This window comes from Acinetobacter sp. ANC 4169 (genome assembly GCF_002135355.1).
GTDB lineage: Bacteria > Pseudomonadota > Gammaproteobacteria > Pseudomonadales > Moraxellaceae > Acinetobacter.
In genome coordinates, this window is record NZ_NEGE01000019.1 from 38216 (window position 1) to 52152 (window position 13937).

The 13937-nt window shown below is 41.2% G+C and carries 15 protein-coding genes; 11 read left to right on the plus strand and 4 right to left on the minus strand.

Annotated elements, in window-relative coordinates:
* Nucleotide 1 precedes the first annotated feature (1 nt).
* The 9 genes from cyoB to alr all read left to right on the plus strand — a co-directional run bounded on the left by cyoB (nucleotide 2) and on the right by alr (nucleotide 8324).
* Nucleotides 2–1990: a cytochrome o ubiquinol oxidase subunit I gene (gene cyoB / locus B9T26_RS14070; RefSeq protein WP_086200290.1), complete on the plus strand. Its 1989-nt coding sequence runs from the start codon at nucleotides 2–4 to the stop codon at nucleotides 1988–1990.
* A 4-nt stretch (nucleotides 1991–1994) separates the two neighbouring features.
* On the plus strand, nucleotides 1995–2615 hold the full coding sequence (gene cyoC, locus B9T26_RS14075) for a cytochrome o ubiquinol oxidase subunit III (RefSeq protein ID WP_086200291.1): 621 nt from the start codon (nucleotides 1995–1997) through the stop codon (nucleotides 2613–2615).
* A complete protein-coding gene (locus tag B9T26_RS14080) occupies nucleotides 2615–2941 on the plus strand; it encodes a cytochrome o ubiquinol oxidase subunit IV (protein WP_086200292.1) in 327 nt (108 codons plus the stop codon). The genes cyoC and B9T26_RS14080 overlap by 1 nt, the downstream gene beginning before the upstream one ends.
* 10 nt (nucleotides 2942–2951) lie before the next feature.
* Nucleotides 2952–3830, plus strand: a complete 879-nt coding sequence (gene cyoE / locus B9T26_RS14085) for a heme o synthase (protein ID WP_086175040.1) — start codon at nucleotides 2952–2954, stop codon at nucleotides 3828–3830.
* A 311-nt stretch (nucleotides 3831–4141) separates the two neighbouring features.
* A complete protein-coding gene (gene rpsF, locus B9T26_RS14090; RefSeq protein ID WP_086197267.1) occupies nucleotides 4142–4528 on the plus strand; it encodes a 30S ribosomal protein S6 in 387 nt (128 codons plus the stop codon).
* A 12-nt stretch (nucleotides 4529–4540) separates the two neighbouring features.
* Nucleotides 4541–4768, plus strand: coding sequence for a 30S ribosomal protein S18 (rpsR, locus tag B9T26_RS14095; protein ID WP_004719336.1), 228 nt, complete (start codon nucleotides 4541–4543; stop codon nucleotides 4766–4768).
* Nucleotides 4769–4777: 9 nt separating this feature from the next.
* Nucleotides 4778–5224 carry a 50S ribosomal protein L9 gene (gene rplI, locus B9T26_RS14100; protein WP_086200293.1) on the plus strand — a complete coding sequence of 149 codons (447 nt, stop codon included), beginning with the start codon at nucleotides 4778–4780 and terminating at the stop codon, nucleotides 5222–5224.
* Between the two features lie 257 nt (nucleotides 5225–5481).
* Complete coding sequence (dnaB, locus tag B9T26_RS14105; protein WP_086200294.1) at nucleotides 5482–6927, plus strand: replicative DNA helicase; 1446 nt, start codon at nucleotides 5482–5484, stop codon at nucleotides 6925–6927.
* Nucleotides 6928–7259: 332 nt separating this feature from the next.
* Nucleotides 7260–8324, plus strand: coding sequence for an alanine racemase (gene alr, locus B9T26_RS14110; RefSeq protein ID WP_086200295.1), 1065 nt, complete (start codon nucleotides 7260–7262; stop codon nucleotides 8322–8324).
* Between the two features lie 63 nt (nucleotides 8325–8387).
* On the opposite strand, the gene B9T26_RS14115 is transcribed toward alr, so the two are convergent.
* The 4 genes from B9T26_RS14115 to B9T26_RS14130 are packed head-to-tail and all read right to left on the minus strand — an operon-like array spanning nucleotide 8388 to nucleotide 12117.
* On the minus strand, nucleotides 8388–9128 hold the full coding sequence (locus B9T26_RS14115; protein WP_086200296.1) for a proteasome-type protease: 741 nt from the start codon (nucleotides 9126–9128) through the stop codon (nucleotides 8388–8390).
* Nucleotides 9129–9154: 26 nt separating this feature from the next.
* Nucleotides 9155–9934 carry a transglutaminase family protein gene (locus tag B9T26_RS14120; RefSeq protein ID WP_086200297.1) on the minus strand — a complete coding sequence of 260 codons (780 nt, stop codon included), beginning with the start codon at nucleotides 9932–9934 and terminating at the stop codon, nucleotides 9155–9157.
* Complete coding sequence (locus B9T26_RS14125; RefSeq protein ID WP_086200298.1) at nucleotides 9931–10533, minus strand: alpha-E domain-containing protein; 603 nt, start codon at nucleotides 10531–10533, stop codon at nucleotides 9931–9933. Before B9T26_RS14125 ends, B9T26_RS14120 begins: the two co-directional genes overlap by 4 nt.
* 24 nt (nucleotides 10534–10557) lie before the next feature.
* On the minus strand, nucleotides 10558–12117 hold the full coding sequence (locus B9T26_RS14130) for a circularly permuted type 2 ATP-grasp protein (protein WP_086200299.1): 1560 nt from the start codon (nucleotides 12115–12117) through the stop codon (nucleotides 10558–10560).
* A gap of 381 nt (nucleotides 12118–12498) precedes the next feature.
* Between B9T26_RS14130 and B9T26_RS14135 the strand changes: the two genes are divergently transcribed.
* Together B9T26_RS14135 and B9T26_RS16005 are read left to right on the plus strand one after the other, a co-directional pair.
* Complete coding sequence (locus tag B9T26_RS14135) at nucleotides 12499–13500, plus strand: helix-turn-helix transcriptional regulator (RefSeq protein WP_086200300.1); 1002 nt, start codon at nucleotides 12499–12501, stop codon at nucleotides 13498–13500.
* A gap of 146 nt (nucleotides 13501–13646) precedes the next feature.
* Nucleotides 13647–13925, plus strand: coding sequence for a helix-turn-helix domain-containing protein (locus B9T26_RS16005; RefSeq protein ID WP_086200301.1), 279 nt, complete (start codon nucleotides 13647–13649; stop codon nucleotides 13923–13925).
* Nucleotides 13926–13937: the final 12 nt, after the last annotated feature.

Consider the following 13937-nt stretch of genomic DNA (forward strand, 5'->3'; position numbering starts at 1 on the left):
CATGAGCTTATTAGGTAAGTTAGGTCCTGATGCAATTCCACACGATCCAATCGTGTTGGTTACTGTTGCACTGATGATCCTAGGCGGTATTGCAGCTGTTGCAGGTATCACCTATTTCAAAAAATGGAACTACTTGTGGACTGAATGGTTCACATCTGTAGACCATAAAAAAATTGGTATCATGTATATCCTTGTATCCATTGTCATGCTTGTGCGTGGCTTTGCCGATGCGATCATGATGCGTCTTCAACAGTTCCTTGCAAAAGGTGGCGGTGAAGGTTATTTACACCCGGAACATTACGATCAGATCTTTACTGCGCATGGCGTAATCATGATCTTCTTCGTGGCAATGGGTCTTGTAGTTGGTTTAATGAACGTTTCTGTACCTCTTCAAATTGGTGCACGTGACGTAGCCTTCCCATTATTGAACTCTTTAAGCTTCTGGCTGTTTGCTGGTGCTGCGGGTCTAATGATGGCTTCTCTTGCGATTGGTGAATTTGCTGCGACTGGCTGGATGGCTTACCCTCCACTTTCAGGCATTCAATATTCTCCAGGCGTGGGTGTAGACTACTACATCTGGGCACTCCAGGTTTCAGGTCTAGGTACGCTTTTAACAGGTGTTAACTTCTTCGTTACCATCATTAAAATGCGTGCACCTGGCATGACGCTTATGGACATGCCGATTTTCACTTGGACAGCTTTAGTCACTGTTGTACTTATCATTGCTACATTCCCAGTATTAACTGCGACTCTTGCAATGTTGACACTTGACCGTTACTTCGGCTTCCACTTCTTTACAAATGACTTGGGTGGTAGCCCAATGTTGTATGTAAACTTGATTTGGACTTGGGGTCACCCAGAAGTATACATCTTGGTATTACCAGCTTTTGGTATTTACTCAGAAGTTACTGCCGTGTTCTGCCGTAAAGCATTGTTCGGTTACAAATCAATGGTGTATGCAACTGTAGCAATTGGTGTGTTATCACTTGTTGTTTGGGTTCACCACTTCTTTACTATGGGTGCAGGTGCCAACGTTAACGCGTTCTTCGGTATCATGACCATGATCATTGCGATCCCTACTGGTGTGAAAATCTTCTCTTGGTTATTCACCATGTACAAGGGCCGCATTACCTTTACAACACCAATGCTTTGGACACTTGGCTTCCTTGTGACTTTCGGTATCGGTGGTTTAACAGGTGTATTAATGGCAGTTCCACCAGCGGACTTCCTGGTACACAACTCTTTATTCCTTATTGCTCACTTCCATAACGTAATTATTGGTGGTGTTGTATTCGCGATGTTCGCAGCAATCATTTTCTACTGGCCAAAAATGTTTGGCTGGCAGTTGAATGAAGCTTGGGGTAAAGCAGCATTCTGGTTCTGGTTCTTCGGTTTCTACTTTGCGTTCATGCCACTTTATATCCTTGGTTTCATGGGTATGACTCGTCGTCTGAATACATTTGATAACCCAGAATGGGATCCGTATGTAAACATTGCAATGTTTGGTGCTGTTCTTATCGCGCTTGGTATTGCATCTTTCGTTATGCAAATCGTGGTTGGTTTCTTACAACGCGAAAAAGGTATGGACGTAACTGGCGACATCTGGGATGGCCGTACTCTAGAATGGGCGACTTCATCTCCTGCTCCGTTCTATAACTTTGCTTATATTCCAAAGATCAATGGTATTGATACTTTCTGGACTGACAAAGAAAACGGTATTGCATACGCTAAACCAACTAAATATGAAGACATTCATATGCCAACAAACCGTGCGGCTGGTTTCGTTATTGCAATGTTTATTACAGTAATGGGCTTCGCATTAATCTGGCACATCTGGTGGCTAGTAGTCGTTACTTTCGTATCAGCAATCATCAGCTTCATCGTGTCTTCTTTCACTAAGAAAGTGGATTACTATGTACCTGCTGCTGAAGTTGAACGTATCGAAAACGAACGTTATGCGCAACTTGAAAAACACTTGAAGAAGGACTAAGACTATGGCTGAAGTACTTCATCACGATAACCACGGACACGATGAACATCATCATCACGATGATACTGACATCACTGTCTTTGGTTTCTGGTCTTACTTGATGAGTGACTTGATCCTATTCGGTACACTCTTCATCGCGTTCGCTGTATTAAGCAGTCACGTTCCAGTTGGTACTCCAAGTGCACGAGATCTTTTTGGTGAATCTCTCGGTTTCGTATTAACTGAAACATTTGCTCTCTTGATTTCGTCTGTAACGTTCGGCTTTGCTGTTCTTGCTGCATACAAGAAAGACGTATCTAAAGTTCTTACTTGGCTTGCAATTACTTGGGTATTTGGTGCTTGCTTCATCGGCATGGAATTATATGAGTTCAATCATTTAGTTCATGAAGGTTATGGCCCTAGCACTTCTGCGTTCCTTTCTGCGTTCTTTACGTTGGTAGGTACACACGGTATTCACGTAACTTCAGGTTTGGTGTGGATGATTATTTTGATGATTCAAATCAAGAAATATGGTTTGACTCTTCCAAACACTCGTCGTCTTGCATGCTTAAGCTTGTTCTGGCACTTCCTTGACATCGTTTGGATCTGTGTATTCAGCGTAGTTTACTTGATGGGAGTTCTCTAATGAGTCACGATCACAATTCAGCTGGTGCAGCGCACGGTAACTTTAAGCAATATACTGTTGGCTTTATCCTATCTATCATCCTCACCATCATTCCTTTCGGAATGGTGATGGCGGGTGGTTTTGGCCGCGGTATCTTGATTACTGTGATTGCAATTACTGCTGTTGCTCAGATTCTTGTACAGTTAATTTATTTCCTGCACATGAACTCTTCTTCAGAGCAACGCTGGAACGTTATTGCATTCGTATATACGATTCTGACCATTGCGATCCTTTTGGTTGGTTCTGTATGGATCATGAACTACCTTCACTACAACATGATGATCTAAACTGGTTGTCATGCTGAAAAAGTATTTATTCCTGACTAAGCCAGGAATTCTCTTTGGTAACTTCGTTACCACTTTGGGTGGCTACTTTGTAGCTGCCCAAGGTTCTGTAGATTTCCTTCTCCTGCTCCTTACCCTCTTGGGCACACTCTTCGTTGTTGCTTCTGGATGCGTGGTCAATAATGTTATTGATCAAGACATCGACCAAAAAATGCAGCGCACACAAAATCGTGCGATGGTTAAAAAATCCATTTCAGAACCTGTTGCTTATGCCTATGCATTGGTACTTGGACTTATTGGTTTTAGCATTTTATGGTTTTGGGTAAATGCATACGCTTTCCTATTCGCAGTCCTTGGTTTTGTCGTATACGTTGGCTTTTACAGCTTATGGACAAAACGAACGACTATTCATCAAACAATCGTTGGTAGTATTTCTGGTGCAGCACCGCCTGTGATCGGTTATACCGCTGTCGCTCAACATTTTGATTTGGGTGCCTTACTGGTTTTCATCGGTTATGCACTTTGGCAAATGCCTCATTCATGGGCTATTGCTGTTTATCGTTTTGACGATTACAAAAATGCAGGTGTTCCGATTCTTCCCGTAGCGCGTTCAATCTTACGCACTAAAATTGAATCGTTGATTTATGTTGTTTTATTTACCATCACCATGAATGCCCTATTTGTATATGGTTATGCAAATTGGCTTTATTTAGTGATATTAAATGCTTTATGTATTTACTGGTTATATATTGGTGTAATTGGATTTAAAGCTGAAAATGACCAACTCTGGGCAAAACGCTTTTTCCTTTATTCTGTAATTTTAATTACAGTGATCAGTATCTGTTTTAGTTTCACAGCTACCGCACCGGCAACACAAATCGTATTTTTTTAAAAGATAGAGTTACACTCTATCTTTTAATGAGATATTTCATCTTCTCTTCTTACGCCCTCTTTGCTATTTTTAATTTCTGTTTTTCACTTACAAACTTTAAGTAAGCCTATTACTCATAAAGCTTGTGAAAAGCAAAATTTAACATCCACCTTTTTCAGTATTTTTCCGTTTTCCTGTGCTTAAACCTTGTATTTAGCAAGCAAAGGCTCTAAAATTCACGCTTCGCAAATTTATGCGACACAACTTTGGTTGTGACTCCTTGCTTCAATTCATTTAAGAGTTGGGGCTGTCCAAACCGTAAGGAGCTGACAATGCGTCACTACGAAATCGTACTTTTGGTACATCCAGACCAAAGCGATCAAGTTGTGGGTATGGTAGAACGTTACCTAACTCACATCAAAGAAGCTGAAGGTCAAATTCACCGTTTAGAAGATTGGGGCCGTCGTCAATTGGCTTACCCAATTAACAAAATTCACAAAGCTCACTACATTTTAATGAACGTTGAATGTGGTCAAGCTACGCTTAATGAATTAGAAGAATTGTTCCGTTATAACGACGCAATCCTTCGTAATGTTATTATTCGTCGTGAACACGCAATCACTGAAGAGTCTTTACTTGCTAAGAGTGCTGAAGAAAAACGTGCGCGTAAAGCTCAACGTGAAGAAGCACAACAAGCTCAAGACTCTGCTGAAGCATAAGGAGAACATTACATGGCACGTTTTTACCGTCGTCGCAAGTTCTGCCGCTTTACAGCTGAGAACGTTACGTACATCGACTACAAAGATATCGATACTTTAAAACAGTACATCACTGAAAACGGCAAGATTGTTCCTAGCCGTATTACAGGTACTAAAGCTCGTTACCAACGTCAATTAGCGCTTGCTATTAAACAAGCTCGCTACTTAGCGTTGATCCCTTACACTGACAATCATAAGTGAGGTTGAGCTGTGGATATTATCTTATTACAACGCATTAAAAACCTTGGTAAATTAGGCGATAAAGTATCAGTTAAAGCTGGTTACGGCCGTAACTTCCTTATCCCTCAAGGTAAAGCAGTTGCAGCGACTGAAGCTAACACTGCTGCTTTTGAAGCTCGTCGTGCTGAACTTGAGAAAGCTGAAGCTGACGTTTTAGCTGCTGCTCAAGCACGTGCTGACCAATTGAACGAAGTTAACATCGTAATCACTGCTAAAGCTGGTGACGAAGGTAAACTATTCGGTTCTATCGGTACTCGTGACATCGCAGACGCTTTAACTAATGCTGGTCTTACTGTAGACCGTGCAGAAGTTCGTTTACCAAACGGTGCGCTTCGTAACACTGGTGAATTCAACATCGCAATCCAATTGCATCATGATGTTGTTGCTGAAGTTCTCGTTACTATCGTATCTGAGTAATTTCTTGCAAGAAAAAGAGCATGCTTTTGCATGCTCTTTTTTTATCTCTGAAAATAGTCAAAATAGTTGAATCAGCTTAGTTAGCCCTTGTTCACTTCACTTATTTTGACTATTTTTAAACACTTCAATAAATGAAATTTTCGATTCGCATTTTTTTTAAGAGCGCGTATCATCTGCTTATACGAAGAGAATACCTTTTTGTTCTTCGTCACTTTTTCTAAATTATTCATTTATTGCATTTAAAATTAGGGTTTTATATGTCACAGGCGAATGCCAACGCGATGCTTAACTCAGCTAAAGTCGATAATAAAGCAAGCGAGTCGGGCCAACTCAAAGAGTTTCGTACCCCTCCGCATAACTTGGCGATTGAACAGGCCGTTCTTGCCGCACTTATGACGGTAGCCGAATCTTTTGAGCAAGTCGGTGATGTATTAAGTGAAAATGATTTCTATGCCACACGGCATAAATATATTTTTCGTGCCATTGAAAAATTAGCCCAGGAAAATTCCCCTTATGACGCAGTCCTGGTCAATGACTGGCTGATCAAACAAAATCTTCTAGAGGCTGTAGGCGGTGAAGAATATTTAATGCAATTGATGGCAGATTCCCCTTCCAGTTTTTATAACCTGGAAACCTATGCCAATAAAATTAAAGAATTTTCAACCTTACGCAGCATGATTAAAGTCAGCTCTGAAATTCTACAAAATGCCTATGACACCAAAGGCCGCAGTGTCAGTGAAATTTTAGACCTGGCTGAAACCAATATTTTTTCGATTGCCGAACAGCATAATAACAATGCCAAAGCTCAAGGCCCAAAACCGATCAATGCTGTAGTCGCCGATGTTTTTGACAAGTTAAATGAACTTTCGCAAATGGAAGGCAATATTACCGGTTTAACTTCAGGCTTTCTGGAACTTGATAATAAAACTTCAGGCATGCAAGCGGGTGATTTAATCATTGTTGCGGCCCGTCCATCTATGGGTAAAACCACCTTCGCCATGAATCTGGTGGAAAGTGTGCTGTTTAATTGCGATTTGCCTGCTTTGGTTTTTTCCATGGAGATGCCCGCAGATTCGATTGCCATGCGTTTGATTTCTGCTTACGGTAAAGTGCATCAGGGCCATTTACGTGCCGGTAAACTGGATGGCGATGAATGGTCTAAAGTAACAGGCACCATTTTACAACTGCAGGAAAAAAATCTGTACATCGATGATTCTTCTGCCCTGCCTCCGACGGAATTACGTGCACGTGCACGTCGTATTGCCAAACAGCATGGCGGGAAAATTGGCTGCATTATGGTCGATTATTTGCAGCTGATGAAAGTACCCGGTATGGGTGATAACCGTGTAGGTGAGATTTCAGAAATTTCACGAAGCTTAAAAGCCTTGGCTAAAGAAATGCAATGTCCCGTGATTGCACTTTCCCAGCTTAACCGCTCGCTGGAGAACCGTCCAAATAAACGTCCGGTGATGTCCGACTTACGTGAATCCGGTGCGATCGAGCAGGATGCCGATTTAATTATGTTTATTTACCGTGATGAGGTTTATAACAAGGAATCCAAAGAAGCCGGTACTGCTGAAATTATTATCGGTAAGCAGCGTAACGGTCCTATTGGTACGGTACGTCTGGCTTTTGAAGGCCAATATACACGTTTTAGTAATCTTTCACCTGAGTTCTACGCCCAGTATGATGATGAAGAATAAGCCAAAAAAACGAGGTTCAAGCCTCGTTTTTTTACTATTTGTCCTGTTTTTAGAAATAATATCTTAGCCTCATTTTTCTTGTTCTATTGCTTTAATTTATCATTGTTCAATATTACATAATATTTTTCTGTTTAAAATTTGGTGAAAAATACACTTTAACTTAGTGTTTATTTTCAATCAGAGGACTACAATATCACTCTCCATTTTGCTTAAGTTCCTCATTTTCGATACTGAGATCACAAGCATATCTATAATATTCTTACGTAGCTTATAAGCGATTTGATCCAACGAATTGCTGTAATGTTTCATTGTAACCCCAAGGAGTAACTAGGGTGCGCCAAGCAACAGTTTATATTGATAGAGAAGCCCTTCAATATAATTTAAACCGTGTCAAACAACTTGCACCAACTGCTCAAATTGTAAGTATGGTTAAAGCCAATGCTTATGGACATGGAGTCAAAGACTGTTTAGCAGCCTTAGGTGATACGGATGCCTTTGGTGTCGCCTGCCTTGAAGAAGCTTTAGAAATTCGCGAACTTGGCTATCAACAACCCATTACCCTGATTGAAGGCATTTTCTCTGAAGATGAAATGCAGGTTGTGGTAGAGAACAATATTGAATGTGTGGTCCATCATCAGCAACAACTAGACTGGTTACGTGCACACAAAGCGCGCTACATTGGCAAAAACTTAAAAGTTTGGGTCAAGCTCAATAGCGGTATGAACCGTCTGGGTTTCAAAGTACCCGAAATTATTGAGGTGATTAATTCACTTAAAGCTGAAGGTTTTACTTGTGTACTGGCGATGCACTTTGCCAATGCCGATGCAGACCACCCCCTCAATGAACAGCAGAAATCACAATTTTTACAAGTGAAACAAGCCTGTGCACCAGTGATGGGCTCTTGCTGTAATTCAGCTGCCATTTATAAATGGCCTGAATTGAATTTTGATTTTGTTCGTCCAGGGATCATGCTCTATGGCGCATCTCCATTTGCGGATAAATCAGTCCATGATTTAGACCTCAAACCAGTCATGACCTTTAGTGCTGAAATTATTGCCCTTAACCATATTCAAGCCGGTGAACATGTCGGTTATGGTTCAACTTTTACTGCAGACAAAGAAATGAACCTCGCCATCGTTTCGATTGGCTATGGAGATGGTTATCCCCGCGCCTTTCCCAAACAAAACTATGTGTCCATTAAGGGGCAAGCGACGCGTGTCATTGGTCGCGTGGCAATGGACATGATTGCGATCGATGTGACCGGTATCGATGCTCCACTGGGTACTGAAGTTGAACTTTGGGGTAAAGACCGTTTAGTGGATGATGTTGCCGAAGCCAATGGCACCATTGGCTATGAACTGCTATGTCGTTTAAGCCCCCGCCCTATAAGAAAATAACACTATAAATTCAATAAAAAACCCAAGTTTGTACTTGGGTTTTTTCAATCTGATAACAGCTAATTACTCTAGATAATCATCAGTCGGAATTGGCAACTCTTGTAAGCCACGACGCAAAGTATCTGACCATTGTTTACTGAGTTTCCTAAAATAAGGATCTTCTTCGTAAATTCGTTTGCCATTTGGAATATGCAAAGAGTCTTTTTTATACACCACCATATCCAGTGGCATACCCACAGAAACATTGGAACGCAAGGTAGAATCAAAAGAAATTAAACTGCAACGTACAGCTTCATCTAAAGGCATTTGATAAATTAAGGCCCGATCGAGTATCGGTTTGCCATATTTACTTTCGCCAATCTGGAAATAAGGCGTATCTTCTGTTGCACAAATAAAATTACCTTGCGGATAAATATTGTACAGCTGTATATCTGAACCTTGAATCTGCCCGCCCAGCAAAATACTACAATAATAATTACTTTGTTCATGCATATGCGAGTCTTCTGTGACATCAGCAATGACTTTTTTTAGTGTATGCCCCACCAGTTCCGCCATTTCAAACATGGTGTTCACACTATACAAGTTCGGTTCTTGTTTAAGTTCCAGATGATTATTTAAATGTCCAATCACGGCCTGGGTTGTGGCTAAATTTCCTGATGTCTGTATCGTGAGAAATCTTTCGCCCTCTACACCAAAGATATAGAGCTTGCGAAATACCGAGATGTGATCAACCCCGGCATTGGTACGGGTATCGCTCACAAAGACTAGACCATCTTCTAATCGTAGCGCACAGCAATAAGTCATGAGAACTCCTTATGACTTTTAAATTTTCAGCAAGCGAGCACTTGAACGATAGAGTTCATGGATTCAACACCACCGCGCTCTCGTATGCCTCGCACTGGTGCAACATCCCAGTAATCACGACCCACAGCCACATAAATGTGTGCATTCGGCGTAAATAACTGGTTGCTGGTATCAAAACAATACCACGAATTTTCAAAAAAAACCTCTGCCCAAGCGTGACTGGCAAGATGAGATGAATCGGGTACAAATAAGTAACCCGAGACATATCGCGCCGGCAAGCCTAGATATTTACACATGGCAATAAAGACATGACTATGATCCTGGCATACCCCCTGTCGGCATTGAAAAGCATCTATAGCTGAAGTTTGTACCGAAGTTCGGTCGGGCGTATAAGGAATATGATTTAAAATGGCTTCTGACAGAACCATTAAGTTGGCTCGGTTCAGCCGGGGAACATAACACTCTGCAAAACTTTTCATCTCCGCATTGCACAGCGTACTTGGCGTAGGCTGCAAAAATAAATGCGGATTGAGGTTTGTAGCAATCCCGAACTGCGTATCAGGGTTAATCTCGACGATGCCCTGCGCCATGATGGTCATTTGGCTATAAGACTGGCGCTGCGAACTGGTAATCCAGATATTATTAAAGGCATCATTTTTTATTTCTTTTAGCCCCGGCACGCTGACATCCCAGCAATGTACCTGCTGATGGGCATTGCTGGTCGGTGTCATTTTAATGTACTGAATACTGTTGCAGGCCTGATCACTATATTGATAATGCGTTTGGTGATTGATCATCAACTTCATACATCCACCTCAAATAAATTTTGAATATGGTCACTAAAGTGATAAAAATTCATATTATCCGGTGTTAATTTAAGTTGCTGCCAGGCAGCATCCAGCTTATCCCAACCAATCTGCGTCAATAGCTCTACAACTTTATTCAGGTTGTTTAGTGTTACAGTCTGATCCTGTTTCAGACGAATTTGCCGATCAAGCTGCTCAATATTTTGTCCCAAACTAAAAAACAGAAACACATCTTCCGATTCGGCTTCTATCACCTCATGGCAATCTGCTGCCACATCACAAATATAAGTCGCATTTTCGTTGGCATTTTTAATCAGCTGATTCAGTTCTGCATAGGCTTTTGCCGAAAGAACGCCACGCAAATCCTGAATATTATCTTTGGCATATTGAAATTGTTGATTAAACGATGAAGGCTGTTCCGCATCCAGAAATAATGAATTGAGTGAACTTGCATCAAAAGCGGGCAAGCAGAAACCATGGGCATATTGCAATGCATCCTGATTATCCACAAATGGAAACTGGCCACATGCATATTGAATCCGGGTTAAATACCGACCTAACCAAAAAATGTGCTGAGCATTACTATTTAATAAAATCATAATTTCCTTCCCATGGTTAGATGTCTATGAATGCAGGTTATCGACCACCCATGTGTCTTTAACGCCACCACCTTGTGAAGAGTTCACCACCAGTGATCCTGCCTGCATGGCCACCCGTGTCAAACCGCCCGGAACAATTTCGGTTCGGTAAGGTGAACTGAGCACAAAAGGCCGCAAATCGATATGACGCTCTGCCACGCCAAAATCGGTCAAAGTCGGGCAAACCGATAAATCCAGCGTTGGCTGTGCAATATACAAATGCGGAGCAGCAATAATTTTGTCTCTGAAAGACTCAATCTGGCTGTTCGAGGCCTGAGGACCAATCAACATGCCATAACCGCCTGAACCTTGAGCTTCTTTCACCACCAGTTGTTCTAAATTGGACAAAACATAGTCTAGATCTTCAGTTTGCCGGCATTGATACGTAGGCACATTTTTTAAGATGGCCTGCTCACCCAGATAAAAATGAATCATTTTATCGACATAAGGATAAATCGATTTATCATCTGCCACTCCGGTACCCGGTGCGTTGGCAATCACCACATTGTGATTTAGATAGGCCGACATTAAACCTGGTACACCCAAGGTGCTATCAGGCAAAAAGCATAGAGGATCTAGATATGCGTCATCGACCCGTCGATAAATTACATCAACCTGCTGTCTGCCACGAATCGTTTTGACATAAACCTTATCGTTCTCTACAAAAAGGTCACGCGATGTCACTAAAGGCACATCCATTTCCCTTGCCAGGAAGGAATGTTCATAATATGCGCTGTTATAGCGTCCCGGTGTCAGCACCACGATAAAAGGACTATCGACATACGCATTTTCAGCCAGGATTTCTTTAAGTAGCTGAGGATATTGCTCAATAGCCAGAACATTATTTTGCTGGAAAAGCTGTGGCATGAGCTCTTGGCTAATTTTGCGGCATTCCAGCATATAAGACACACCGGACGGCGTTCTTAAATTATCCTCCAGCACATAAAATTCACCGTGGCGGTCACGAATAATATCAATCCCGCTAATTTGGCTGTATATTTTCCCTTTTAAATTATGCTCATACATATGCGGCAGATAGGCTTCATGAGTAAGCACTTGTAATTCAGGTACCACATTGGCTTTCAAAATGTCCTGTTGATGGTAAATATCGTGTAAAAATAAATTCAGTGCCCGTACCCTTTGTGCACAGCCAAGCGATACCTTGTTCCATTGCTTTTTTTCAATCACCCGTGGAATTAAATCATAGGGAATGGTTCGCTCTATTCCTTCGGACTCGCCATATACGGTAAAAGTAATTCCTTCATATAAAAAATGATCTTTGGCTGCCTGATTCAGCGACTTCAACTCTTCCAGCGTATGTTGTGATAGCCAGTGTTCTATTTTTTGGCAGGTTTCACCGGACATGCCTTGATCATCAACCAATTCATTAAAAAAATGTGATTTAAACTGTTGAAATAAAGTATTAAATTTAGCGTTTGGTTTTAATTGTGTTGCTACAGACACATTGCTTTTTGCCCCTGCTTCAGTATGGGCAAACGTCTCCAGTGACGGAATCGAATTTGTATCTTGATTTTCTTTAAGCATACAAACCTCGTAATTTTCTCTATTGTCAGTAGAGTCAAGCAACAAACATGCCAGTCATCGTTTAGGCTATTCATCCACTTGCGTTTTAGGGTCTGTTGGTAATTCTTCTATGTTTGCGACTACGCGTATTTTTTAGGCGATACCAGGCGTGAACTGAAAAATTTAGTTATTCTAAATGCGTAGTTCACAACGACGTAGCGTCAAAAAATATCCTAGTCCCAGCTGTGCCTTGCGCTGCAAATAAAGCCGTGCTTTGTTCTTGCTCATATCAAAACATGCAAGCTTTCAGGCGCAAGGGCTTGCGAAAAAAAATTCAGTTTTTTTATTGTGTTCATCATTTAATGGTTATATAAACACTCTACTTGATCTTTAATTTTAGTTATGTCTTCACAAGAAAAAGAAACATCGAATAGCCTGTATCGTCAGTGGCAAATTTTATCTCGTCTTTCTACCGGGAAATGGATGGGCACCCGTGAATTGCAGGAAATTTTGCAACGTGAAGGTATTGATATCAGCCTGCGTACCATTCAACGTGATTTAAATCAGATCTCGTTACGTTTTCCGATTGAAAGCAGTAAAACCGTACCGCAGGGCTGGCGCTGGCGTTCAGATGCGCCTATTCAAAGCTTGCCGCATATGACCAGCTCGCAGGCGGTCACCTTTATGATGGTCGAAGAACATTTAAAACACCTGTTACCGCCTAGCCTGATTGAAGAGATGAATCCCTGGTTTGATCTGGCACGCCGCAGCTTGTCGACCCAAAACAATGTACGCCAATGGATTAACCGCGTGCGCATTGTTCCAGCGACTCAACCTCTGATTCCGCCTGTGGTCGATAAACTGGCACAACAATCCATTTATGAAGGTTTGTTGCAAGATAAACAGCTTGAATGTATTTATCAGGGACGCAGCCATTCGGGTGAAGAAAAAACTTATATTTTAAATCCTCTGGCCTTGGTACAAAAAGGTGCAATTATTTATTTAATTTGTACCCGTCATGATAAAACCGATATTCAAACCTTTGCCCTGCACCGATTTAAATCGGCTATCGTATTGAATTCACGTGCAATGCATCCGGTGAATTTCGATATTGATGCTTATATTGATTCTGGGGCATTAGGGTTTAGAGTCGACTATAACAAGCCGACCGAAAATGTAGTGTTACAACTGATCATGACAGAAGAAGATGCGCATTATTTTGATGAAAGCCAGCTCAGTACAGACCAGGTTATAAACAAACTGGATCATGGCTTAGCACAAATCACTGCAACTGTGCCTTTTACTTCACAGCTGGTGTGGTGGTTAAGAAGTTTTGGCAATAAAATTCAGCATATTGAACCGGTTGAAGTTTCCAATGCTGTACATCAAATTACTGATGAATGAAATCAGTGAAATAAAATATCTCTAACCAGAATCAATTAAATAAAAAACTTAGATTCTCAAATGAAGTGCAACAGAGATTAAATTATTGGAAAGAAGCAAGATGAGCTAGCATTCTGCTTCCGACCGACCAAAGTCAAAGTTGCATCATGAACTATACTCATCTTACCCAAGAAGAAAGATATCAGATTTATACCTTGTTACGTGAAGGTTTTTCTAAACGTTATATTGCTTCGAGACTGAATCGTTCCCCTTCAACCATTTTTAGAGAAATCAAACGTAATCGAGCCAGAAATGGCTATTTCGCTAAACATGCCCATAAACTAGCTCGAAGACGCCATTGTCCCAATCCTAAAACAATCAATCCTGTGGATAAGACGTGTAAAATTCTAGGCGATTTTTATTTATCCACCGTTTTTATCTTTTGAGGTTCTGCCTCG

Coding starts and splice junctions, on each gene's coding strand:
- B9T26_RS14130 (WP_086200299.1), bottom strand. CDS start 12,117: ATGCTTAAAGAAAATCAAGATACAAATTCGATTCCGTCACTGGAGACG.
- cyoB (WP_086200290.1), top strand. CDS start 2: ATGAGCTTATTAGGTAAGTTAGGTCCTGATGCAATTCCACACGATCCA.
- B9T26_RS14115 (WP_086200296.1), bottom strand. CDS start 9,128: ATGACTTATTGCTGTGCGCTACGATTAGAAGATGGTCTAGTCTTTGTG.
- B9T26_RS16005 (WP_086200301.1), top strand. CDS start 13,647: ATGAACTATACTCATCTTACCCAAGAAGAAAGATATCAGATTTATACC.
- rpsR (WP_004719336.1), top strand. CDS start 4,541: ATGGCACGTTTTTACCGTCGTCGCAAGTTCTGCCGCTTTACAGCTGAG.
- B9T26_RS14125 (WP_086200298.1), bottom strand. CDS start 10,533: ATGATTTTATTAAATAGTAATGCTCAGCACATTTTTTGGTTAGGTCGG.
- cyoE (WP_086175040.1), top strand. CDS start 2,952: ATGCTGAAAAAGTATTTATTCCTGACTAAGCCAGGAATTCTCTTTGGT.
- B9T26_RS14120 (WP_086200297.1), bottom strand. CDS start 9,934: ATGAAGTTGATGATCAATCACCAAACGCATTATCAATATAGTGATCAG.
- B9T26_RS14135 (WP_086200300.1), top strand. CDS start 12,499: ATGTCTTCACAAGAAAAAGAAACATCGAATAGCCTGTATCGTCAGTGG.
- rpsF (WP_086197267.1), top strand. CDS start 4,142: ATGCGTCACTACGAAATCGTACTTTTGGTACATCCAGACCAAAGCGAT.
- dnaB (WP_086200294.1), top strand. CDS start 5,482: ATGTCACAGGCGAATGCCAACGCGATGCTTAACTCAGCTAAAGTCGAT.
- B9T26_RS14080 (WP_086200292.1), top strand. CDS start 2,615: ATGAGTCACGATCACAATTCAGCTGGTGCAGCGCACGGTAACTTTAAG.
- cyoC (WP_086200291.1), top strand. CDS start 1,995: ATGGCTGAAGTACTTCATCACGATAACCACGGACACGATGAACATCAT.